This window comes from Corynebacterium nuruki S6-4, from assembly GCF_007970465.1.
Taxonomy (GTDB): domain Bacteria; phylum Actinomycetota; class Actinomycetes; order Mycobacteriales; family Mycobacteriaceae; genus Corynebacterium; species Corynebacterium nuruki.
Genome location: NZ_CP042429.1, coordinates 1,006,062 through 1,029,241, shown reverse-complemented (window position 1 = coordinate 1,029,241; position 23,180 = coordinate 1,006,062). Strand labels below are relative to the sequence as shown.

The 23,180-nt window shown below is 69.5% G+C and carries 20 protein-coding genes; 16 read left to right on the top strand and 4 right to left on the bottom strand.

Annotated elements, in window-relative coordinates; genetic code table 11:
- Position 1: 1 nt before the first annotated feature.
- Together FSW06_RS14455 and FSW06_RS04650 are read left to right on the top strand one after the other, a co-directional pair.
- Positions 2–751, top strand: a complete 750-nt coding sequence (locus tag FSW06_RS14455) for a chymotrypsin family serine protease (RefSeq protein WP_029450252.1) — start codon at positions 2–4, stop codon at positions 749–751.
- A 496-nt stretch (positions 752–1,247) separates the two neighbouring features.
- Positions 1,248–2,105 (top strand): 3-hydroxybutyryl-CoA dehydrogenase, encoded by an 858-nt coding sequence (locus FSW06_RS04650; protein WP_029450250.1) that lies wholly within the window; start codon positions 1,248–1,250, stop codon positions 2,103–2,105.
- Here the strand turns inward: FSW06_RS04650 and FSW06_RS14450 are convergent.
- Complete coding sequence (locus FSW06_RS14450) at positions 2,093–2,242, bottom strand: hypothetical protein (RefSeq protein ID WP_158005230.1); 150 nt, start codon at positions 2,240–2,242, stop codon at positions 2,093–2,095. The genes FSW06_RS04650 and FSW06_RS14450 overlap by 13 nt on opposite strands.
- A gap of 18 nt (positions 2,243–2,260) precedes the next feature.
- On the opposite strand from FSW06_RS14450, the gene FSW06_RS04645 reads away from it, so the two are divergent.
- Positions 2,261–2,470 carry a CsbD family protein gene (locus FSW06_RS04645; protein WP_010122412.1) on the top strand — a complete coding sequence of 70 codons (210 nt, stop codon included), beginning with the start codon at positions 2,261–2,263 and terminating at the stop codon, positions 2,468–2,470.
- Positions 2,471–2,523: 53 nt separating this feature from the next.
- Here the strand turns inward: FSW06_RS04645 and FSW06_RS04640 are convergent, their stop codons facing one another.
- From FSW06_RS04640 to FSW06_RS04630, 3 genes are all read right to left on the bottom strand, one after another.
- Positions 2,524–4,461 (bottom strand): ABC transporter ATP-binding protein, encoded by a 1,938-nt coding sequence (locus FSW06_RS04640; protein WP_050802060.1) that lies wholly within the window; start codon positions 4,459–4,461, stop codon positions 2,524–2,526.
- A 26-nt stretch (positions 4,462–4,487) separates the two neighbouring features.
- Positions 4,488–5,684 (bottom strand): MalY/PatB family protein, encoded by a 1,197-nt coding sequence (locus FSW06_RS04635; RefSeq protein ID WP_010122408.1) that lies wholly within the window; start codon positions 5,682–5,684, stop codon positions 4,488–4,490.
- A 67-nt stretch (positions 5,685–5,751) separates the two neighbouring features.
- Positions 5,752–7,185: a carboxylesterase family protein gene (locus FSW06_RS04630; protein ID WP_010122407.1), complete on the bottom strand. Its 1,434-nt coding sequence runs from the start codon at positions 7,183–7,185 to the stop codon at positions 5,752–5,754.
- Between the two features lie 39 nt (positions 7,186–7,224).
- Here FSW06_RS04630 and FSW06_RS04625 point away from each other — a divergent pair, with 39 nt between their 5' ends.
- The 13 genes from FSW06_RS04625 (at position 7,225) to era (ending at position 23,154) form a co-directional block, all read left to right on the top strand.
- Complete coding sequence (locus FSW06_RS04625; protein WP_010122406.1) at positions 7,225–9,351, top strand: M3 family metallopeptidase; 2,127 nt, start codon at positions 7,225–7,227, stop codon at positions 9,349–9,351.
- A gap of 522 nt (positions 9,352–9,873) precedes the next feature.
- On the top strand, positions 9,874–11,097 hold the full coding sequence (locus tag FSW06_RS04620; protein ID WP_010122897.1) for an IS110 family RNA-guided transposase: 1,224 nt from the start codon (positions 9,874–9,876) through the stop codon (positions 11,095–11,097).
- A 321-nt stretch (positions 11,098–11,418) separates the two neighbouring features.
- A complete protein-coding gene (locus FSW06_RS04615) occupies positions 11,419–11,733 on the top strand; it encodes a hypothetical protein (RefSeq protein WP_139024589.1) in 315 nt (104 codons plus the stop codon).
- Between the two features lie 231 nt (positions 11,734–11,964).
- Entirely contained in the window at positions 11,965–13,791 is a 1,827-nt protein-coding gene (locus FSW06_RS04610; protein ID WP_010122401.1) for an AMP-dependent synthetase/ligase, read from the top strand.
- A gap of 121 nt (positions 13,792–13,912) precedes the next feature.
- A complete protein-coding gene (locus FSW06_RS04605; protein ID WP_010122400.1) occupies positions 13,913–14,617 on the top strand; it encodes a hypothetical protein in 705 nt (234 codons plus the stop codon).
- Positions 14,618–14,632: 15 nt separating this feature from the next.
- Positions 14,633–15,895, top strand: a complete 1,263-nt coding sequence (hemW, locus tag FSW06_RS04600) for a radical SAM family heme chaperone HemW (protein ID WP_010122399.1) — start codon at positions 14,633–14,635, stop codon at positions 15,893–15,895.
- Between the two features lie 88 nt (positions 15,896–15,983).
- On the top strand, positions 15,984–17,012 hold the full coding sequence (hrcA, locus tag FSW06_RS04595) for a heat-inducible transcriptional repressor HrcA (RefSeq protein WP_010122398.1): 1,029 nt from the start codon (positions 15,984–15,986) through the stop codon (positions 17,010–17,012).
- Positions 17,013–17,064: 52 nt separating this feature from the next.
- Positions 17,065–18,216, top strand: coding sequence for a molecular chaperone DnaJ (dnaJ, locus tag FSW06_RS04590; protein ID WP_010122397.1), 1,152 nt, complete (start codon positions 17,065–17,067; stop codon positions 18,214–18,216).
- Positions 18,217–18,229: 13 nt separating this feature from the next.
- The gene (locus FSW06_RS04585) at positions 18,230–19,006 is read left to right on the top strand and encodes a 16S rRNA (uracil(1498)-N(3))-methyltransferase (protein WP_010122395.1); all 777 of its coding nucleotides are present in this window, start codon (positions 18,230–18,232) and stop codon (positions 19,004–19,006) included.
- Between the two features lie 45 nt (positions 19,007–19,051).
- The gene (locus tag FSW06_RS04580; RefSeq protein WP_010122394.1) at positions 19,052–20,131 is read left to right on the top strand and encodes a PhoH family protein; all 1,080 of its coding nucleotides are present in this window, start codon (positions 19,052–19,054) and stop codon (positions 20,129–20,131) included.
- The gene (gene ybeY / locus FSW06_RS04575; protein ID WP_010122393.1) at positions 20,128–20,730 is read left to right on the top strand and encodes an rRNA maturation RNase YbeY; all 603 of its coding nucleotides are present in this window, start codon (positions 20,128–20,130) and stop codon (positions 20,728–20,730) included. Before FSW06_RS04580 ends, ybeY begins: the two co-directional genes overlap by 4 nt.
- On the top strand, positions 20,727–22,145 hold the full coding sequence (locus tag FSW06_RS04570) for a hemolysin family protein (RefSeq protein ID WP_010122392.1): 1,419 nt from the start codon (positions 20,727–20,729) through the stop codon (positions 22,143–22,145). Before ybeY ends, FSW06_RS04570 begins: the two co-directional genes overlap by 4 nt.
- Positions 22,138–23,154 (top strand): GTPase Era, encoded by a 1,017-nt coding sequence (era, locus tag FSW06_RS04565; RefSeq protein ID WP_010122391.1) that lies wholly within the window; start codon positions 22,138–22,140, stop codon positions 23,152–23,154. The genes FSW06_RS04570 and era overlap by 8 nt, the downstream gene beginning before the upstream one ends.
- Positions 23,155–23,180: the final 26 nt, after the last annotated feature.

The window sequence follows — 23,180 nt, the reverse complement described above, 5'->3', positions numbered from 1 at the left end:
CATGACACTTTCGTCCCGCAAAATCCTGACCGCCTGTGCCGTGACCGCCGCTGTGGCAGCCGGGGCTCCCGCCGTGGCCGCCGCGGCGACGACCCATGCCGGTGCCTCCATCCTCATCCACACCGACGAAGGCTCGGTGGGCGAGTGCACGCTGAACTCCGTCGCGGTCCGCGGCGACGACACCTACGGGGTGACCGCCGGCCACTGCCTGGACCCGGAGTCCTTCCACGGTGAGCAGCCGACCCGGATCACGACGCTGGACGGGGAGCTGCTGGCGGACGCTGCGGGCCTCGCCGCCGGCGGTTTCGTGGACGAGGGCGGCGCCAACCCGGCCGATCCGCAGGCCGGACTCGACGATCTCGGCTGGTTCCGGCTGGACGGCTCCGTCGACGCGGACGCCACGGGGATCGCCAGCGTCGCCACGACCGGGATGCCGATCGATGCACTGCTCAACGGGCCGCGCCTCGAACTCGGTGACCAGTACCCGGTCGGGCACGAGCTCGTCGGCGGTCTGGTCTGCAAGGACGGGGCACTGTCCGGACGCACCTGTGGTCCGGTGCTGTCGGTCAACTCGCAGAGCCAGGAGATCTTCGCCCTCATTCCGGCCGTCTCCGGGGACTCGGGCAGCCCGCTCTACGTCTTCGGCGCCGACGGGAAGGCCCACATCCTGGGTGCCCTGTCGAACGGCAGCCCGGTGCTGTTCAACGTCTTCGACGGCACCTGGTCGCACCAGGGGCAGATCGGCGCCTAGGGGACGCCTCCGGAACCCGGATCTGGCCCGGATTCTGTCTGGATCTGATCCGGACCGAACCGGAAGCCGGCTGGCAGGCTCCTCCAATGATCGGACCGTACCGTCAATGGTGTCGGAGCGATCGAAGGAAAGGAACCCCGCTATACGGTAGTTGAGCATTCTCCTCTTGAAACGTCAGCAGTGAACCCCCGGTCCTGTCAGGTGCCGGGGGTGATCTGTGTCCGGCGTCGGGTGGGGGCTCCCGACCGCCCGGCACGGGGTGCTGCGTCCGGTCCGGCAGGCCATCGGTTCAGGTGGCAGGCCACAATGGGGTCCGGGACGCCTTCTGAGGGACTTTTGGCCTGCCGGGCTGACGGGTGGTCTGCCGGACAGTCCCCCTCGCCCGTGCCCCCGTGCGGTGCTCTGACCCGGTATCGTCGACCGGGAGCAGTGACTGGCGTTACACTATGTCAGTATAACTATTGCGTTTATTCATCCCGTGAAGAAGGAGCATCACATGGTTCAGCGTGTAGGCGTTGTCGGCGCAGGTCAGATGGGCAGCGGCATTATCGAGGTCGCCGCGAAGTCCGGGAGCGACGTCCTGGTCTGGGAGGCCAAGCAGGAGTTCCTCGACGGCGGCAAGGCCCGGATCGAGAAGTCCCTCGACAAGGCCGTCAGCCGCGGCAAGCTCTCCCAGGAGGACCGCGACGCCGCCGTCGCGCGGATCAGCTACACCACCGACCTGGCGGACTTCGCGGACCGTGAGATGGTCATGGAGGCCATCGTCGAGAACGAGGACATCAAGAAGGACGTCTTCGCGAAGCTGGACGCCGTCGTCACCGACAAGTCCGCGCCGCTGTGCTCGAACACCTCTTCCCTGCCGATCCAGACCATCGCCTCGGCGACGGAGAACCCGGGCCGGGTGATCGGCCTGCACTTCTTCAACCCGGTGCCCGTGCTGAAGCTGGTCGAGGTCATCCCGGCCCTCACCACCGACGACGCCACCGTGGCGACCGTCCGCGGCTACGCCACCGAGGTGCTCGGCAAGACCGCGATCCAGGCGAAGGACCGGTCGGGCTTCATCGTCAACTTCCTCCTCGTGCCCTACCTGCTCTCCGCCGTGCGCATGGTGGAGCAGGGCGTGGCCACCCGGGAGGACATCGACACCGGCATGCAGCTCGGCGCCTCCCACCCGATGGGCCCGCTGACCCTGGCCGACATGGTCGGACTCGACACCTGTGCCTCCATCGCCGACGTCATGTACGAGGAGTACGGCGATCCGTCGTACGCCTGCCCGCCGCTGCTGCGCCGCATGGTGCAGGCCGGTCAGCTCGGCCGGAAGTCCGGCCAGGGCTTCTACGACTACTCGAAGTAGTGGACAGAGTCGACGGTGTCGACGGTGTCGACGGTGTCGACGGTACGGATCACCCCGGGCGGAAGCCCGCCGTCCGACCCGTTCTCCGCGTACCGTGGAACGGGTAGGGCGCCGACCGAGGCGCATTTCTTCGACAACAGGAGGTTGTGAAAGACATGTCCGGTATCGACGACATCAAGAACAAGGCGGAAGGACTCGCCGGCCAGGCCAAGGAGGCCGCGGGCCAGGCATCCGGCAACGATGACCTGCAGAACGAGGGCAAGGCCGACCAGGTCAAGTCCGACGCGAAGCAGAAGTTCGAGGACGCCAAGGACCAGGTGACCGACAAGGCCAACGAGGTCATCGGCAAGTTCAAGGACAAGTAGCCCGCCTGCAGTTCACTGTCCCCGCCCCGCGGGGCCCGACCCCCGGTCCGCCGTCAGCGGACCGGGGGTTCTGCTGTCCCGTCGGTGCCGGGGACAGCACCCTCGGCACCCTCGGCACCTTCGGCGCTGTCGGTCCCGTCGGCACTGTCTGTTTCCCCGTCGGTGTGGAAGCCGAACTTCTTCAACCGTTCCCGGTCCGCGGCCGAGGAACTGGCCGTGAGCCGGAGCAGTTCGGCGTAGATGCCGCCGGAGACCGCCAGGTCACCGGGGGAGCCGATCTCGTCGACGTGACCGTGGTCGAGCGTGACGATCGTGTCGACGGTCGCGATGGTCGACAGCCGGTGGGCGATGACCAGGGTGGTGCGGCCGACCATCAGCTCCTCGAGACCGGCCTGCACGGCCTGCTCGGAGCGGGTGTCGAGGGCGGAGGTCGCCTCGTCGAGGACGAGGATGGGGGCGTCCTTCAGCATGGCGCGGGCCACGGCGATGCGCTGCTTCTGGCCGCCCGAGAGCCGGAGCCCGCGTTCGCCGATGACCGTGTCGTAGCCGTCGGGGAATTCGCGGATGAAGGCGTCCGCGTTGGCCCGGCGGGCGACGGCGGCGACCTCCTCGTCGGTGGCGTCCGGGCGGGCGTAGGCAATGTTCTCCCGGATGGTGCCGGAGAACAGCGCCGCCTCCTGGAACACGACCCCGACCATGCCGCGCAGCTGCGCCGCGGAGAGGTCACGGATGTCGTGCCCGCAGATCCGCAGCGTGCCGCCGGTCGGCCGGTACAGGCCCAGCAGCAGGTTGACCAGCGTCGACTTGCCGCCGCCGGATTCGCCGACGAGCGCGACCCGCTCGCCACGGCCGGCGGTGAACGTGACATCGTGGATGACCTGCTCATCGGCCTCGTAGCCGAAACTGACGTGCTCGAAGCTGAACACCGGACCGTCGCCGGTGCGAGCCGGCGGCGCCGGGACGGCGTTGCGCAGCGCCCGCTCGGGGACGAGGTCCGGGCCGTACTCGCGGGACGCCGCGAGCAGGTCGGGGTCCGTGGTGGGCTCCTCCAGCTCGTCCATCGCCTCGAAGTACTCGCGGGAGCCCGCGGCGGCGCGCTGGGCGGAATCGACCATCCAGCTCATCATCGTCGCCGGCTGGCGGGCCATCGTCACCAGCTGGACGAGGAGCACCATGTCACCGAGGGTGAAGTAGCCGTGCAGGGTGCGCCAGAACAGGACGAGGTAGATGGCGAAGAAGATGATGTTCATCCCCGCCATGCGGAAGATGTCCATCATGTGCCACCAGCCGGACTGCTTCTTCGTCACGGCGACGGTCTCGGCGAAGTGCCCCTGGAACAGCCGCAGCTCCCGGAGCTCCGAGACGAAGGACTTCACGACCTTCACCTGGCCGATGACCTCGGCGAACCGGCCCTGGGCGGTGTCGATGTGCTCGTTCTTGGTCTTCTCCCAGCGCATCCACTTCCGGCTGGTGAGGGCGGTGAGCCACAGGTAGAGCGGGAAGATGACGATGAGCAGCAGGGCGAGCGGCCAGTAGTACCAGGCGGAGATCGCCAGCACGAGGATGACCGTGAGGATCATCGAGAAGAAGTTGTTGGCGAAGGACTGGAGGAACTGGGTGAGCCCGAGGATCGACCGGTCCAGCCGGGAGATGATCGTGCCGGTGATCTGGTGGTCGAAGTAGCGCTGCGGCAGTGCCAGGAGTTTGGCGAAGTAGCGGTTCGACAGGATCTGCCGCATCCGCATGCCCATGACGTCGCCGAACCAGCCGCCGATGTTGTGGATGACGGTGTTGGCGAGCTCCGCGAACAACAGGGCGACGGCGATCCACACGGCGGTGCGGGTGGCGTCGCCGACGGAGACGCTGCCGTTGGCGGCGTCCACGATCGTGTCGGTGACGTGCTTGATGAGGAACGGTGCCGCGAGGCCGAGCAGGGAGGTCGCCGTGGCGGCGACGATGACCATGACGTAGTACGGCCACAGCTCCCGCATGGAGCGGACGATCCGGGTCAGGCTGCTCACAGAGCCTCTCCGGTGTGCAGGTCGGCCTCGGCGATCCGGTCCAGCGCCTCGTCGAGGACCGCGCGGGAGGTGCCGAAGTTCAGCCGGACGTGGCCGCGGCCCACGGGGCCGAAATCGGTGCCCTCGTTGAAGGCGACCCGGGCGTGGGTGCGCAGCCGCTCCGCCGGGTCGGCGACGGTGCCGTCGGCGCCGCGCAGCCGGTCGACCTGCGAGACGTCGAGCCAGGCGAGGAACGTCGCCTGCTGCTGCGGCAGCCGGACCCCGGGCAGGACCTCGGGCAGCCGGGTCCGCAGGTGCTCCCAGTTGGCGGCGAGGTAGCTGACCTCCTCCTCGAGCCACGGGACGCCGTCGAGGTAGGCGGCGGTGGCGGCCTCGATGCCGAGGGTGGAGGGCTCACCGGTGACGACGTTGGACAGCCGGCCGATGAGCTTGGCGTCCTCGTCGGCGGTGGCGATGATCTGGGCGCACTTCAGGCCCGCGGTGTTCCAACCCTTGGAGGTGGCGGTGACTGTCACGGTGTTGCCGTAGGCGGTGTCGGAGACCGTCGCGGTGGGGATGTGGTGGCCGGAGTACACGAGCGGGGCGTGGATCTCGTCGGAGATGACGCGGACATCGTGGCGGGCCGCCAGGTCGGTGACGGCGCGGAGCTCCTCGGCGGAGAACGCCCGGCCGAGCGGGTTGAAGGGGTTGCACAGGATGAGACTGCCGACTCCGTGCGGGTTGTCGGTCGAGGTGAAGGCGCGCTCCAGGGCCGCCAGGTCGAAACCGGACTCGTCGGTCATCGGCACATAGGCGGCCGGCCGGCGGGTGGCGGTGGGGACCTTCTGGAAGGGCGGGTAGGCGGGCATGGGCACGACGATGGTCGAGCCGGCGGGGGTGAGGGCGTCGACGGCGACGCAGATGCCCTGGACGACGTCGGGGACGTAGGTGACCTTCGCCGGGTCGATGTTCCAGCCGTGGCGGGCCGCGGTGAACTCCGCGAGCGCGTCGGCGAGGTTCCGGGAACGGGCACCGGCGACCGGGTAGCCGAAGTACTGGCGGTCGACGGCCCGTCGGACGGCGTCGTCGACGGCGGGGCAGGTGTCGAAGTCGGTCTCGGCGACCCACAGGGGCAGGACGTCGGCGGGGTATTTCGTCCACTTCATCGTGCCGCGGGCACGGAGCGTGTCGATGTCGGGGAAGGTGAGTGCCATGGCGACCAGTCTAAAGGGCCGCTCCGGGGGCCGTCGCCCCGACCGTGGCCGGGCGCAGGTGCCGGTGTCAGCCGACCGGCAGCAGGGTGCGGATCTCCCGCAACGGATCGGTGACGTCCCGGTCCGTTCCGCCGGTCAGGTCGAAGACGTGCGTGGTCCGCTCGTCCCGGTAGGGCTCCCAGCCCGGCCCCGCACCGTGGGCGAACGCGACGACGGCGGCCCGGAACCGCTCCCCGGCACCACCGGGCCCGCCGAGCCGCTCCTGTGCACCGGGGCCGCAGAAGGCGCGGACCAGTTTCTTCCCGACCTGCAGGGTGTCGAACAACAGCGGGAGTTCCCCGCAGTGCAGGGCATCAACCCGGCCGCCGTGACTGTCCCCGCCCCGGAACTCGCACGCCCACACGTCGGCCCCACGGGCATGTTCCAGCAGCCCCGCCGCCCACCGGCGGATCATCGTGTCCCCCACGGTCTGTCCCGTCGGCCGGGCACGGTCGACCGACCGTACCCACCGGCGCAGCGACCGCCACGGCACACCGAGCACCAGCATGCCCGGGGCCACCCACCACGGCGACAGGTGCAGCCGGTGCAGTACCCGGTCGAGCTGGTGGACGCCGGGGAAGCGGACGAACTCGTCCTGCATCGTGGAGACCAGCAGCGGCACCTCCCGCAGGGCGTCGAAGTCCACCGGGCCGGGGCCCACGGCGCAGTCGGTGGCACAGGCCCGCGCCATCCACCGGTAGGCCGCCGCCCGGCGCCGGGCGGGCAGTGCCTCGAGCCGGGTGCGAGTCAGCGGTGTGCGCAGGAACAGCCGGGCGAGCGCCCGACGGACCCGCCAGCCGGTGCGCGCACTGATCCGGGGCAGTCCGGGGGAGAGCACCAGCGCCCGGTGGAACAGCAGGTCGGCCCGACGGTCGGCGAGCAGGGCCGTCACCAGCCCGCCGCCGGCGGACTGGCCGGCCAGGGTGACGTTGTCCGGGTCACCGCCGAGCCCGGCGACGGTCTCCTGCACCCACTGCAGGGCGTGGCGGAGATCGGCGACGCCGCGGGAACCCGGCCCGTCAGTCCCGTCGGTCCCGTCAGACTCGTCAGTGTCGTCAGTGTCGAGCGGGAGGAACCCGGCGAAGCGCTTCCGGTAGTTCAGGGTGACGACGATGCAGCCGGAGCGGGCGAGGGTGGTGCCGTCGTACCAGCCGTCGTCGCCGTGCCCTTCCTCGTACCGTCCGCCGTGGACCCAGGCGATGACCGGCAGCGACGCGCCGGCCAGGTCTGCCCGGTCGGCCGGGGCGAAGACGGTGACGGTGCCGTCCCCGCGCAGCGCGCGCCGTTCCCGGCTGTCGGTGCAGTCGAGCACCCCCGGCCACGGTGCGGCGGGCTCCGGGTCACCGAACGGGGAGGAGGTGGTGACCGGGACGGCGCGGAAGACCGCGACGGCGTCCGGCCCGGAACCGCGGAGGGAACCGGAGACGCGACCGGACGGGGTATCCAGGACAGGAGAGACCATGGGATCACCCTAGCCTGCGCGGCCGTTAGGGTGGGGACCATGAATCCGCTGCTCGAACCTTCGGTCCTCGACCACGAACTGCCCGACTTCGCCCACATCGACGTCGCCGACCTGGTGCCCACCTTCCGCACCGCCGTCACCGACCACGAGGCGGAGATCGCCGCCATCGTGGCGAACCCGGAACCGCCGACCTGGGAGAACACGATGGAGGCCCTCGAGGCCAGCGGACAGCTGCTCCAGCGGGTGCTGGCCATCGTCTTCAACTACGCGGGGACGGACGCCACCGCCGACGTCATCGCCGCCGAGGAGACCGTCGCCCCCGAACTGTCCCGGCACATCACCGCCGTCAACCTCGACCAGGGCCTGTATGCGCGGGTGAAAGCCATGCCGGCGCAGCCGGAGGACAGTGAGAACGCGGCACTGCTGAAACACTGGCTGCGGCAGTTCCGGCGGGGTGGCGCGGACCTCGACGAGGCGGGCCGGGAGGAACTCGGCGGTATCGACGCCCGGCTCGCCGAGCTCTCCACCGCGTTCGGACGCCGCCTCGTCGCCGCCACCGACGCCGGTGCGGTGCTGTTCACCGCGGAGGAGGAGCTGGCGGGGCTGAGCCGCACCCGGAAGGACCAGCTGCGTGCCGATGCCGAGGAGGCCGGGCAGGACGGTTGGCTCGTCCGGCTCGGACTGCCCAGTGTCCAGCCGGTGCTCGAGGAGCTGTCGGATGCGGCGTCCCGACGGCGCATCGCCGAGGCTTCGGCGGCCCGCGGCCGCGGAACCGGGGAGACCGGCAACGACGACATCGTGCTGGAGACCGTGCGGCTGCGCGCCCGGCGGGCCGAACTGCTCGGCTACCCCAACCACGCGGCCTTCGTCGCCGAGGAGGAGACCGCCGGCACCGTGGCCGCGGTCGACGACCTGCTCGACCGGGTGACGGCGCCGGCGGTCGCCAACGCGCTCGGCGAGTACAAGCGGGCGGCGGACAAGGCCTCGGTCAGCGGCGCGGACCCGCGGCTGACCGAGGCCGACCTGCCCTACTGGGATGCACAGCTGCGTGCCGAGGAGCTCGACGTCGACGAGGCGGAGCTGATGAAGTACTTCCCGCTCGACCGGGTGCTGCGTGACGGCGCTTTCTTCGCCGCGCACCGGCTCTACGGCATCGACGTCGTCCCGCGGGAGGATCTCGTCGGCTACCACCCGGATGTCTCGGTCTGGGAGGTCCGCGACGGGGAGCGTTCTGTCGGCCTGTTCCTGTTCGATCCGTGGGCCCGCCCGACCAAGCGTGGTGGCGCCTGGATGAGCAGCTTCGTCGACCAGAACAACCTCATCGGTCAGGCCCCGGTGGTCGTCAACGTGCTGAACATCGCCCGGCCGGCCGCGGGGGAGCAGGCGCTGCTCAGCCTCGACGAGGTGACGACGGTGTTCCACGAGTTCGGCCACGCCCTCCACGGGCTGCTGTCCGATGTGCGCTACCCGAGCCTGTCGGGCACCAACGTGCCCCGTGACTTCGTGGAGTTCCCCAGCCAGATCAACGAGAACTGGGCGCTGGAGCCCGCCGTGCTCGCCAACTACGCCCACCATGTGGAGACCGGTGAACAGCTGCCTCCGGAGCTGGTCACCGCGGTGCGTGCGCAGCAGCAGTGGGGACAGGGGTTCAGTACCACCGAGTATCTTGCGGCGTGCTGGCTCGACCTGGCGTGGCACCGGTTGTCGGCGGCCCAGGCGGACCGGGTCACCGATGTGGCGGCCTTCGAGACGGAGGCGCTGGAGGCGGCGGGGGTCGGGCCGGCCGCGGTGCCGGCGATCGCCCCGCGGTACCGGTCGACCTACTTCAACCACATCTTCGCCGGCGGGTACTCGGCCGACTACTGGAGCTACCTGTGGGCGGAGGTGCTCGACGCCGACGGGTTCCGGGCCTTTGTCGACACCGGCGCGGCGACCGGCGGTACCGGCGGTACCGGTGACAGTGGTGCCAGTGGTGACGCTGTCGGTGCCGCTGCCCCGGACCCGGACGATGTCGGGTTCGCCGGTGACCGGTTCCGTCGGATGATCCTGTCTCGGGGCGCCACCATCGACTACGACGATGCCTTCTGGATGTTCCGCGGACAGCAGCGCAGTGTGGAACCGCTGCTGGAGCGCCGCGGGCTGGCCGGAGGTGGCGGAGACCACTGACCGGCATGACCGGCACTGACCGGCACTGACCGGCACTGACCGGCACTGACCTGCACGGGCGGTCCGGCAGTACGCCAGGGGAGGTTGTGGACACGCGCCCGACCCCGATGTCCGCGGAAAGAACCGACAGGTCTTTTTTCCTGTTCTCAAGCGACACCTCGGCTCGTGAACCCGACATCTGCAGGAGTCGCCCGACCCCTGGGTTCGGAAAACCGACACGGGCGCTGACCCGGCGCTGACCCGGCGTTGACTCCGGCGCCCGTTACCTTGATCCAGTCCCCGTACCCTCGGGGACAGGTCACTGGCCTCGGTATGGCTTACTCGCCCTGTTGTTCGACATGATCCGGGGGGTGTTGCCACCGGGGAACCAGGACGCACGCCGACGGCTAATAGGGACGCGGCTCACGGCCACAGTTCCGTGAAGTCTCTTCGTAACGTGGGTGCCCGCGACGAGTGTCTGACCACCAGTGATCTTCCACCACAACCACACCGACCTCCCCAGGATCAAGGAGGGAAAACACCATGGAAGACACCACCGGCTACGACGTCTACCTCGGACTCGACGTCGGCAAGACCGCCCACCACGGCTGCGCCCTACTCGCCGACGGCACCAGGCTCTACGGCAAAGGCCTGCCGCAGGACGAAGCCCACCTCACCGCCCTGTTCAACGAGCTCAAAGAGCACGGCCGTGTGCTGCTGATCGTCGACCAGCCCAACACCATCGGCGCCCTCCCGGTCGCCGTGGCCCGTGCCACCGGGTGCGGTGTCGCCTATCTGCCAGGCCTGGCGATGCGCAAGGCAGCCGACCTGTACCCCGGTCAGGCCAAGACCGATCCCCGCGACGCGTTCATCATCGCCGACACCGCCCGCACCATGCCGCATACTCTGCGGGTCGTCGACCGCAACGACGAGGTCCTGTCAGCACTCAAGATGCTGTCCGGCCTGGACGACGACATCGCCCGCGACTGCACTCGCACCATCAACCGGCTGCGCAGCATCCTGGTGCAGATCTACCCGTCACTGGAGCGCGTGTTCGCCGGCGAAGTCCTGCAACGTGCATTCGTACTGGACCTGCTGATCCACTACGGCGGCCCCACCAAGCTGAAGAAGTCGGGTAAGGCCCGGGTTCTGGCCTGGGCACGAAATCACGCTAAGAAGGACCCGGAAGCCCTGGTCGACGACATCTTCCAGGCCCTCGGAGCCCAGACCGTCACCGTACCCGGCACCGGGGCCGCCGAAATCGCGATACCGATGCTGGCCACCAACATCAAGTCGTTGAAGGCTCAACGTGAGTCCATCGCAGGGCAGGTCGAGGAGATGCTGGACGACTTCCCTCTTGCCGAGGTCTTGATGTCGATGCCGGGAGTCGGCATCAAGACCGCCGCAAACATCCTCCTGGCCGTCGGCGACTGTTCCGACTTCCCCGATGCCGCCCACCTGGCTGCTTACGCCGGGATCGCCCCGGTGACGAGACGCTCCGGCACGTCAATCAGGGGTGAGTTCCCGGCCAGGTCAGGTAACAAGAGGCTCAAGAATGCCCTGTTCCGATCTGCGTGGGTCGCATCGAACTGCCATGAGGCGTCCAGGGCGTACTACGCGAAGAAACGGGCCGAGGGTAAGCGGCACAATGCGGCGGTGATGTGTCTGGCCCGGCGACGGTGCAACGTCATCTTCGCGATGCTGACCCGCGGTGAGTTCTTCCGTGAGCTGCCGGCCCGCACCCCGCAGGAGGTCCCGGCTGCCTAGATAGCTGAGCTGAACCACGCCGACCCCACGTCAGGCGTTCCACCGTCACGACGGGTGGAACGTCCACGTCAGCATGTTCGACAACCCTCGCCCCAGGAGGGCTACACGGGTCAGAGAAAAGACGGTTGCAGGGGTTGACAATCTACATAGGGACACCCCCCGGACCTCGCCTGTTTCTGACGGCGAGGTTCTCTACCTCACCGGGGAAGGACATCCGGGCCCGGGCGGACCCGGGTGGACCGGGTGGACCGGGGTGGACCGGGTGGCATGGCTGGCACTGCAGACACGGCAGGCAGGGCAGGCACGGTAGGATCGGTGCACGTGACTGGTGGTGTGACGGACGGTGTGGAGCAGTGGGTCATCAACCTGCCGGTGTGGTTCCAGACCCCGCTGGTGCTGGTGGTGCTCCTCCCCGTCTCGTATGTCGTCACCAGGGTCATCCTGTGGCTGGTGACGAAGGTCATCGCGCCGGACGACGAGGAACGCAGGTTCTTCGGACGGGCGGACAGCGGCACCGGTGCCGCTGACACCGCTGATGTCACCAGTGTCGCTGATGTCACCGATGTCACCGATGTCGCTGACGTCACCGGTGTCACCGGCGGTACAGGAAGTACGGGAAGTAAGGGAGACAGGTAGTGAAACATTCGAAGGTGCGGCAGGCACTTGTCCTGCTCATCGTGTTCCTCGTCGTCGTCTGGGCGGTGACGACGCTCTTCTGATCCGGTCCCGGCAAAATGCTGCCGGAACACCGGGGGAAGCGTATGTTCTTATCTGTATCCGGGAGAGTGTCGTGCACCACGTCGACACGCTCCGTGTGATCCCCGGTACTGTCGTGCCGGAGTGAAGACCAGTTCAATAAGGAGAAACATGCAGGAGTACACCTCGGAGGCGCTGTACACCATCGGTGAGAGCGAAACCTGTCTGACGGTGCTGCGGGACAACACCCGCAAGCGCCCGCAGACGGTCCTGTTCAGCCGCCCCCGGAAGTTCGAGTGGGTCGACGTGCGGGCCGACGAGTTCCTCCGCGAGGTGTATGACGTCGCCAAGGGCCTCATCGCCAACGGCATCAACCAGGGCGACCGGGTCGCGCTGATGTCGGACACCCGCTACGAGTGGAACCTGCTCGACTACGCGATCATGGCCGCCGGTGCGGTCTCCGTGCCGATCTACCCGTCCTCCTCGACCTACCAGTGCGACTGGATCGTCAAGGACTCGGGCGCCATGTTCGGCATCGCCGAGAAGTCCGGCCACTTCGAGCGCCTGTCCACCTTCGTCCACGACACGGACCCCGGCGACGGCTCCGCCCACCTCAACCGCGTCCTGTCGATCACCGACGGTGCCATCGCCACCCTCGTCGAGGAGGGCAGGGACATCACCGACGAGGAGGTGGACGCCCGCATCGCGGCCACGAAGGCCAGCGACGTCGCCTCCCTCGTGTACACCTCCGGCACCACCGGCCGCCCGAAGGGCTGCCGGCTGCTGCACTCCAACTGGCTCGGCGAAGCCCGCGCCATCCTCACCCACCCGGTCGGCGGCATCGCCGTCGAGGGCAACCGGCTGCTGACCTTCCTGCCGCTGGCCCACGTGCTCTCCCGCGCCGTCTCCATCGCCGCGACCCTCGGTGGCGCGACCCAGTCCCACTGGGCGGACATGTCCACCCTGGTCCCGGAGTTCGCCCGGTCTCAGCCGCACCTCATCCTCGGCGTCCCGCGCGTGTTCGAGAAGGTCCACGCCGGCGTGCTCGCCAACGCCACCGACGGTGGTGGCATCGGCGCAAAGATCTTCCCGGTCGCGCAGAAGACCGCCGTCGAGTACTCCAAGGCACTCGACACCGCCGAGGGCCCCTCGGCCGGCCTGAAGATCCGCCGCGCGATCTTCGACAAGCTCGTCTACGGCAAGGTCCGTGCCGCGATGGGCGGGGCGCTGCAGTACTGCATCTCCGGCGGCTCCGCACTGAACCCGGAACTGATGCACTTCTTCCGCGGCATCGGCGTCCGGATCTACGAGGGCTACGGCCTCACCGAGTCGACCGCCGCCGTCGCGGTGAACTTCGAGCCGGACAACATCATCGGCACCGTGGGCAAGCCGGTCGGCGGAAACACCGCCCGCATCGCCGAGGACGGCGAGATCCTGCTCAAGGGCACCGTCATCTTCGACGGCTACTGGAACAACGAGGAGGCCACCCGCGAATCGGTCGACGAGGAGGGCTTCTTCCACACCGGTGACCTCGGCACCATCCTGGACACCGGCCATCTGAAGATCACCGGCCGCAAGAAGGAGATCCTCGTCACCGCCGGCGGCAAGAACGTCTCCCCGGGGCCGCTGGAGGACATCATGCGGTCCGCCCCGCTGATCTCGCAGGCCATGGTCGTCGGCGACAACCAGAAGTTCGTCGCCACCCTCATCACCCTCGACGAGGACGCCCTGCCGGGCTGGAAGAAGCGCAACAACGTCCCGGCGGACACCCCGGTCAGGGAGCTCGCCAAGAACCCGGTGCTGCGCGCCGAGATCCAGGACGCCATCAACGAGGCGAACGACACGGTCTCGCACTCCGAGGGCATCAAGAAGTTCCGGATCTGCAACCGCGACTTCACCGAGGAGGACGGCGAGATGACCCCGTCGCTGAAGGTCAAGCGGTTCGCCGTCGCCGAGCACTTCGCCGACGACATCGAGTGGATCTACAACACGAAGTGACACGCGACCCGGAGTTCTCCGGAAACCCGTGACGCCCCGGCCCGGCCTCCCCGGTCCGGGGCGTCCGCTGTCTTAGAGTTGGTGACGTTGCCCGCCCGACTGACGCGAGAGGAGCCCCGACGTGCACGATGCCGCCAGTCTTCGCCTGCGTGAACTCACCCAGGGCGTCTACGACATCGGGGACGAAGTGGCGGAGTACATCGACAACGTCGCCGCGGCGATGACCGACTGGGACCCGGAGCTCGTCGCCGACTGCCTGGAGGAACTCTCGGAATCCGTCGCCCAGGGCCGGGGGGAGGTCCGCCGCTACCTGGCGGAACTCAACGGCCTGCGGCAGGCGTTCGTCTCCGGTGTCCGGTCCGGATCCCTGTCGGCGGCCCCCGCCTACGACCATCCCGGTCGGACACTGTCTTTCCTGCACCCGCGTCCGGCGTCCGGCCCGGCGGGGGAGGAGGGGGCCGGCACGGCGGCGGCAGGGGCGGACCCGGAGCCGGCGTCGCCGGTGGCGAGCACCGCGACAGTGCGGCTGGAACTGCGCCGCCGCAACACCGAACTCACCGGGGCCCTGTCGGAACTGGCCGAATGGGTCGTCGACCAGACCGCCCGGGCGGTGGGGGAGCAGTCGGTCCTGCTGCCGCAGGCGCTCGCCCGTGCCGAACGGCACACCGTCGAGCTCGTGGACCGGTGGCAGGCCACCGTCGTCGGTGAGCACCCGGTCATCGTCGCCGAGATGCGCGGCGAGGCGCCGCCGGAGTTCCTCGCCGAACGGGCGCGGGTCGAGCGGGTGGTGGCGAAGATTCGCCGTCGCCGTGCGGCCACCGGGTAGTGTTGTCGCCTGACTATGACTGATTCCGGGCTCTACATCCACGTCCCCTTCTGCACCACCCGCTGCGGGTACTGCGACTTCAACACCTACACGCCGGGACAGTCCGGCTCCTCCTCGGTCGGCACCTACCTCGACGCCCTCGAGGCCGAACTCGAGCGCGCGGCGGCGGACTGGGACCGGCCCGGCCCACCCGACACGGTCTTCCTCGGCGGCGGGACGCCTTCGCTGCTCGGCGCGGACGGGCTCACCCGGGTCCTGAACGCGGTGCGCCGCACCCTCGGCCTGGCCCCGGGGGCGGAGGTCACCACCGAATCGAATCCCGAGTCCACCTCCCCGGCCTATTTCGAGGCGCTGCTCGAGGCCGGGTACACCCGCGTCTCCCTGGGGATGCAGTCCGCGGCCGCCCACGTGCTGCGCGTGCTCGACCGCACCCACACCCCCGGGCGTGCCACCGACGCCGCCCGCGAAGCCCTCGCCGCCGGGTTCGGGCACGTCAACCTCGACCTGATCTACGGCACGCCGACGGAGACCGACGACGACCTGCGCCGCACGCTGGACGCCGCCCTGGCGACCGGCGTCGACCACATCTCCGCCTACTCGCTGATCGTCGAGGACGGGACCGCGATGGGACGCCGGGTCCGCCGCGGCGAACTGCCCATGCCCGACGAGGACGTCCTCGCCGACCGGTACCAGATCATCGACAGTGCCCTGGTCGACGCGGGTATGGGCTGGTACGAGGTCTCGAACTGGTCGCGGCCCGGCGGGGAATGCCGCCACAACCTCGTGTACTGGCGGGAGGGCGAGTGGTGGGGGGCTGGCCCCGGGGCGCACGGCCTCGTGACGCTCACACCGGACGCCGCGGCGACCCGCGGTGTCCCCGACGACCATGTCACGCCGCCGGACGGTGCGCCGACCGGGGTGACCCGGCTGGTCAACGCCAAACTGCCGCGCCGCTATGCCGGGGCGCTGTCGGAGGGGCGGACCCCGGTCGTCGAGGTCGAGCACCTCGGCGCCGCGGACCGGCACACCGAGAAGATCATGCTGGGGCTGCGGCTGCGCGAGGGCGTCCCGGCCCGGTGGCTCGACCACGCCGGTGCCGCCGTGGCGCGGCACACCGGGCTGGGTCTGCTGGAACGGGTCAGCGGCGCCGGCGCCGGCGCCGGCGCGGGCGCAGGCGACGGAGAAGAGGACCGGATCCGCGTCACCGACGCCGGCCGACTGCTCGCCGACGGGGTGATCACGGACATCCTGCTCGCCGAAGAGACTGACGCACAGTGACCGCCCCACAGTGACCCGCAGTGGTGGCGTGCGCCACCATCGGGCCGTCCCTGCCACGGCGCCGGGGACTGCGGCTAGGCTGGGGACCATGGCCAGGGCGACAGGAACACAGCAACGACGGGACGACGTCCTGCGCGCCATCGTCGCCGATTTCATCCACTCCCATGAGCCGGTCGGCTCCAAGGCACTGGTGGACCGGCACAATCTCGGCGTCTCCTCGGCGACGGTGCGCAACGACATGGCGGTGCTGGAGTCCGAGGGCTACATCATCCAGCAGCACACCAGTTCCGGGCGGATCCCGACGGAGAAGGCCTACCGGCGGTTCGTCGACGGTATCGCCACCATCAAGCCGCTCAGCGGTGCGGAGCGCCGGGCGATCACCACGTTCCTCGAAGGTGGGGTGGACATGGAGGACGTGCTGCGCCGCAGCGTCCAGCTCCTCGCCCGCCTCACCCGGCAGGTGGCGGTCGTGCAGCTGCCGGACCTGCGTCGCGGCCGGGTGAAGCACTGTGAGGTCGTGCAGCTGTCACCGACCCGCCTGCTGCTCGTGCTCATCACGGACACCGGCCAGGTCGACCAGCGCAATGTCGACCTGCCGGAGCCGCTCGGCGAGGACGAGGTCATCCGGCTGCGGGACATCATCAACGAGACCCTTGACGGACACACCCTCGATGACGCCTCCGCGGAGATCTCGGCGATGGCGGCCGGCGATGATCCCCGGGTTCCGCCCGCACTGCGCGCCCCCGCGCTGACCTGCGCCACCGTGCTCGTCGAGACGATGCTCGAACGGCCCACCGACCGGCTGATCCTCGCCGGGACGCCGAACCTGGTCCGCGCCGGTGAACTCGGCGACGTCCTGGAGGCGCTCGAGGAGCAGGTGGTGGTGCTGCGGCTGCTGTCGAGCGTGCAGTCGGCGGGGGTCAGTGTGACCATCGGCGAGGAGAACCGCACCGAACAGCTGCAGTCCGCCTCGGTCGTGTCCACCGGCTACGGGTCCCACGACGAGGTGCTCGGCGGACTCGGCGTGGTCGGCCCCACGTACCTGGACTACCCGGCGGCGATCAGCCAGGTCCATGCGGTGGCACACTATGTCAGCAGGATCCTCGCCGGGGAGTAGTATGGTCCGGTCTGCAGTGTGACCGCTTAATTGTGTAAGGAAGCAAGTACCCTTGGCTCGTGACTACTACGGCATCCTCGGCGTTGACCAGAACGCCTCCGATGCCGAGATCAAGAAGGCGTACCGGCGCCTCGCCCGCAAGTACCACCCCGATGTGAACCCGTCCGAGGAAGCCGCGGAGAAGTTCCGCGAGGCGTCCCTGGCACAGGAGGTTCTCACCGACCCGGAGAAGCGTCGGATCGTCGACGCCGGCGGCGACCCGGAGGATCCCGGTTTCGGCCGTGGCGGTGCCGGCGGCGGCTTCGGCGGCGGTGGTTTCGGGGACATCTTCGACGCCTTCTTCGGCGGCGGTGGTGCCGGCGCCGGCGGACCGCGGGTGTCCCGGGTCCGCCCGGGCAACGACGCGCTGCTCCGCCTCGACGTCACACTCGAGGAGTGCTTCACCGGTGTGCAGCGCGAGGTGACCGTCGATACCGCCGTGCTCTGCGACGTCTGCGAGGGGACCGGCTCGAAGAGCAAGGCCGCCCCGGTGACCTGCCCGACCTGCCAGGGGCAGGGGCAGGTCATGGAGGTCCAGCAGTCCATCCTCGGCCGGGTGCAGGTCGCCCGGACCTGTCAGCGGTGCCAGGGCACCGGCGAGATCATCTCCGACCCGTGTGAGGAGTGCGCCGGCGACGGTCGCGTGCGTTCGCGCCGCGACGTCACCGTCAACATCCCCGCCGGGATCCGGGACGGCATGCGTATCCGCATGTCCGGCGCCGGTGAGGTCGGCCCGGGCGGTGGCCCGTCCGGTGACCTCTACGTCGAGGTCTCCGTCGAGGAGCACCCCTACTTCGTGCGGGACAACGATGACCTCCACGTCACCGTCCGCGTCCCGATGGTGGAGGCGGCCCTCGGCACCTCCGTCGACGTCGGCCTGCTCGACGGCACCGACGCGACCGTCTCCCTCGACCCCGGCACCCAGCCGGAGTCGGTGGTCCGCGTCCGGGGTGCGGGTATGCCGCACCTGCGGCGGGAGGGCCACGGCAACCTCGTCGCCCATGTCGACGTCTCCGTCCCGACCGACCTGAACAGCCGGCAGCGCGAGCTGCTGGAGGAACTGCGCGGCGCCGGCGACGACGCCGCCCGGGTCCAGACCAGCGGCGACGAGGAGAACCACTCCGGCGGCCTGTTCTCGCGGCTCAAGCAGAAGTTCGGCCGGTAGGGGCATCACGACCGTGACCGACCCCGTCTTCCACGTCCCGGACCTCGCCGCGCAGCTCGCCACCCACACCGACGGTGCCTCGGGGGCGGTGTTCACCCTGCCGGCGACGGAGACGAAGCATCTGGCCGTCAAACGGATCCGGGACGGTGAGTCCGTGGTCCTCACCGACGGCCGCGGGCTCGGTGTCGCGGGCGTCCGCACCGGGGAGACCGGCGGCACCGTGACCGGTCGGCGCGTCCTGCCGTACACCCCGGCACAGCCGACGGTGACGGTGGTCCAGGCGATCCCGAAGGGGGAACGGGCCGAACTCGCCGTCGACCTGGCGGTCCAGGCGGGGGCCGACCGGATCATCCCGTGGCAGGCGGACCGGTGCGTGGCCCGCTGGGACGGCAAACCCGGGAAAGCGGACAAGGCGCGTGGCCGGTGGGAGGCGACGGCCGTCACCGCGATGAAGCAGGCCCGCCGGCTCAGCGGTGCCCGGGTCGACGAGCTGCTCACCGACATCGCCGACCTGCCCGGTCGGCTCGACCCGGCGCACCGTCACCGGGTGCTCGTGCTCCACGAGGTCGCCGCACAGCCGCTCGCGGACACCGATCTGGACGCCGACGAGCTCGTCCTCGTCATCGGTCCCGAGGGCGGGGTGACCGACCGGGAGATCGCCGCGGTCACCGCCGTCGGAGGGAGCGCCGTCGTCCTCGGCCCCGAGGTGTACCGCAGCGCGGCCGCGGCCGCGGTCGCCCTCGGTGCACTGGGTGTCCTCACCCCCCGCTGGTCACGCGACCCCCGCTAGACTCGCGGTATACATTCGTTCCACCTCAGGAGAACCCGGACAGTCTTGAAACAGCCACCCAGGCGTATCGCCTCCACCACCGTCGAGCTCTCCCCGGAGACCGCACAGTCGGTCGCGGGGACCGCCGACGAGAACCTGCGGATCATCGAGGACCATGTCGATGTCGATCTGTTGAGCCGCGGCAACCTCGTCACCCTGCGCGGTGAGGCCTCCCAGGTCGCGCGCGCCCGCCGCGTGCTGCACGAACTCGAGACCATGGCGGCCCGGGACCAGGTGGTCACCCCCGACCTCACCCGGCGGGCACTGGACCTCGCCGACGCGGACGCGGATGCGGATGCCGGCACCACCGGCACTGCGGCGACCCCCGGGGACAGTGCGGCGCCGGAGACCGGGATGGCAGCCCTGACCGGCGAGGCGATCGTCACCCGACGTGGCCGGGTCGTGCGCCCCAAGACCCCCGGACAGCGTAGCTACGTCGACGCGATCGACAACTCCACCGTCGTCGTCGGCATCGGACCGGCCGGCACCGGCAAGACCTACCTGGCCGTCGCCAAGGCGGTGCAGGCGCTCCAGAAGCAGCAGGTCACCCGCATCATCCTCACCCGGCCCGCCGTCGAGGCGGGGGAGAAGCTCGGCTTCCTGCCCGGCACACTCGGCGAGAAGATCGACCCCTACCTCCGGCCGTTGTACGACGCGCTGGGGGACATGCTCGACCCGACGGACGTCCCCCGGCTCATCGAGTCCGGGGTCATCGAGATTGCGCCGCTGGCGTACATGCGTGGACGCACCCTCAACGGGGCCTTCGTCATCCTCGACGAGGCGCAGAACACCACCCCGGCGCAGATGAAGATGTTCCTCACCCGGCTCGGCTTCGGGACGAAGATCGTCGTCACCGGTGACCTGTCCCAGGTCGACCTGCCCCGCAGCCAGGTCAGCGGGCTGACCGTCGCCCGGCGGGTGCTCTCCGGCATCGACGGGGTGACCGTCACCGAATTCGACAGCGGCGACGTGGTGCGCCACCACCTCGTGGGGCGGATCATCGAGGCCTACGAGAGTTTCGAGGCCGAACAGGAGCTCGCCCGGCAGGACCGGGAGGAACGACGAGCAGAGAGGAACGCACGGTGAGTATCGAGGTCTTCAACGAATCCGGGATGGGTGAAGTCAACGAGGAGGAACTCATCGACGTCGCCCGCTTCGCACTGTGGAGCCTGGACGTCCACTCCAGCGCGGAGCTGAGCATCCACATCGTCGACGAGGAGACGATCGCCGATCTCCACGAACGGTGGCTCGACCTGGCCGGCCCGACCGACGTCATGAGCTTCCCGATGGATGAACTGACGCCGGGCTGGGGCCGGAAGGACGGCCCGCCGACGGGACCGGGGGTGCTCGGCGACATCATCCTGTGCCCGGCCTTCGCCCAGGGGCAGGCCGACCGGGCCGGGCACCCGCTGGAGCACGAGCTGGATCTGCTGACGGTGCACGGCGTCCTCCACCTGCTGGGATTCGACCACGTCGTGCCGGAGGACGAGCAGCGCATGTTCGCGCTGCAGAACGAGATCCTCGCCAACTGGTACGACTCGCAGGAGGAGCGCGGCGTGCACTTCGCGCCGAAGCCGGCCGGTGCCGCGGCGTTCCCGACCGCGGCCGACCGGGACGACAGTGACGGCAACGGCAACTCGGTGTGGAGTAATCCGGTCCCGCCGCCGTTCAGCGGGGACAAATGAGCGGGCTCACCGTCGCCGTCCTCCTCATCGTCGCCGCGCTCGTCGTCCTGCTCGCGGGCGTGGTCTCGTCGGTGGAGACCGCACTGCGCACACTCTCGGTGGCGCGGGTGGAGACCCTCGTCGACGACGACCGTCCGGGTGCACCCCGGCTGTCGGCCGTGGTGAACAGGCGTCCGGACCACATCAACCTGCTGGTGCTGCTGCGCACCGTGTCGGAGGTGACCGCGACCGTCCTGGTCGCCCTCGTCGCCCTCGACCTCATCGGGTCCACGACCTGGGCGGTCGTCGTGGCCGTCGTCGTCGGGGCACTGCTCATCTACGTCGCCGTCGGTGTGGTCTCCCGGACCCTCGGCCTCCGCAACCCCTATGACCTGTCGCTGCGCGCGGCACTGCCGCTCGTCGTCGTGAACCGTGTCCTGGGGCCGGTGGCCCGCGTCCTGGTCCGGGCGGGCAGTCTGCTCGTCCCCGGCGGGAAATCGAGCAACAGTCCGTTCACCACCGAGATCGAGCTGCGGGAGATGGTCGACATCGCCTCACGGCGCGGCGTGGTCGAGACCGATGAGCGGCGGATGATCCAGTCGGTCTTCGACCTCGGCTCGACGACCGCCCGCTCGGTGATGGTGCCGCGACCGGAGATGGTGTGGATCGAGGACGACAAGAACGCGGTGCAGGCGACCCGGCTGTGCATCCGCTCCGGACTGTCCCGGATCCCCGTCGTCGGCGAGAGTGCCGACGACATCATCGGGATGGTGTACCTCAAGGATCTCGTCGCCGCGACGTACGAGGCGGATCCCGCGGTGGGGGAGGGACGCCGCGTCGGCGTCCGCACGCTGATGCGCGAACCCTTCTTCGTCCCGGATTCCCGGCTGCTCGACGACCTGCTGGAGGACATGCAGCGCGACCAGGTGCACATCGCCGTGCTCGTCGACGAGTACGGCGGCACCTCCGGTCTGGTGAGCATCGAGGACATTCTCGAGGAGATCGTCGGGGAGATCTCCGACGAGTACGATGACTCCACCGATGTCCCCGTCGAGGATCTCGGCCCGGGCCGCCACCGTGTGGTGCCCTGGCTGACCCTCGACGATCTCGAGGAACTCTACGAGGACGCCGGTGTGGAGTTCGACGGGGACGAGTACGAGGACGTCGAGACCGTCGCCGGTCTGGTGGCCTTCGAACTCGGCCGCGTCCCGCTGCCCGGCGCCGAGGTCGATGTCGCCGGTCTGCACCTGTACTGCGAGGGTGGCCGGGACCGCCGCGGCAGGGTAAAGGTCAGGTCGGTCGTCGTCACCGGCGCGACCCCGGACACCGACGGCGCCGACGACAGCGGCGACCGTGACACCAGAGACACCGACGATGACATGTCCGGCGCCGACCGTCGCGACAACGACACAACCGACAGGAACCCCCATGACTGAGTCCACCGAGCCCACCGAGCCCACTGATCCCGCCGTGTTCCCGGAGTTCGACGATCTTCCGGCGGACGCCGCGGCGGCGGCGCCGGTCGACTTCTCCGCTCCGGAGGGGTTCCGCAGCGGATTCGTCAGCTTCGTCGGCCGCCCGAACACCGGCAAGTCCACGCTCACCAATGCGCTGGTCGGTGAGAAGATCGCCATCACCGCCGACCAGCCGGAGACCACCCGGCACCCGATCCGTGGCATCGTGCACCGCCCGGACTCCCAGACCATCGTCGTCGACACCCCCGGGCTGCACCGGCCGCGCACCCTGCTCGGCGAGCGGCTCAACGAGGTCGTGCGGGACACCTACGCCGACGTCGACGTCATCGGCCTGTGCATCCCCGCCGACGAGAAGATCGGACCGGGTGACCGGTGGATCCTCGAGGCGGTGCGGGCCACGGCACCGAAGACCCCGGTCATCGGTATCGTCACGAAACTGGACAAGGCCAGCAAGGACCAGGTGGGCGCCCAGCTCATCGCGCTGCACGACCTGCTCGGCGGCGTCGAGGGCGGTGCCGAAGTGGTGCCGGTCTCCGCGAAGGAGCAGGTGCAGCTCGATGTGCTGCTCGACGTCATCACCGGACTGCTGCCGGAAGGGCCGAAGTACTACCCGGACGATCATGTCACCGATGACGACCGGGACACCCGGATCTCCGAACTCATCCGGGAGGCGGCGCTGGCCGGACTGCACGACGAACTGCCGCACTCGGTGGCCGTGCAGGTCGACGAGGTGCTGCCGGACGAGGAGCGCGAGGGTGTGCTCGACGTCCACGCGGTGATCTTCGTGGAGCGCGAGGGACAGAAGCGGATCCTGCGGGGCAAGGACAACCGTCGCATGGGCCGGATCATCCACAATGCCCGCAAGGGGCTGATCGACCTGCTCGGCCAGAATGTCTACCTTGATCTGCGGATGAAGGTCGCCAAGAACTGGCAGTCCGACCCGAAGCAGCTCGGCAAGCTCGGCTTCTGATATCTTCTCAGGGAAGCCTTCTCTCC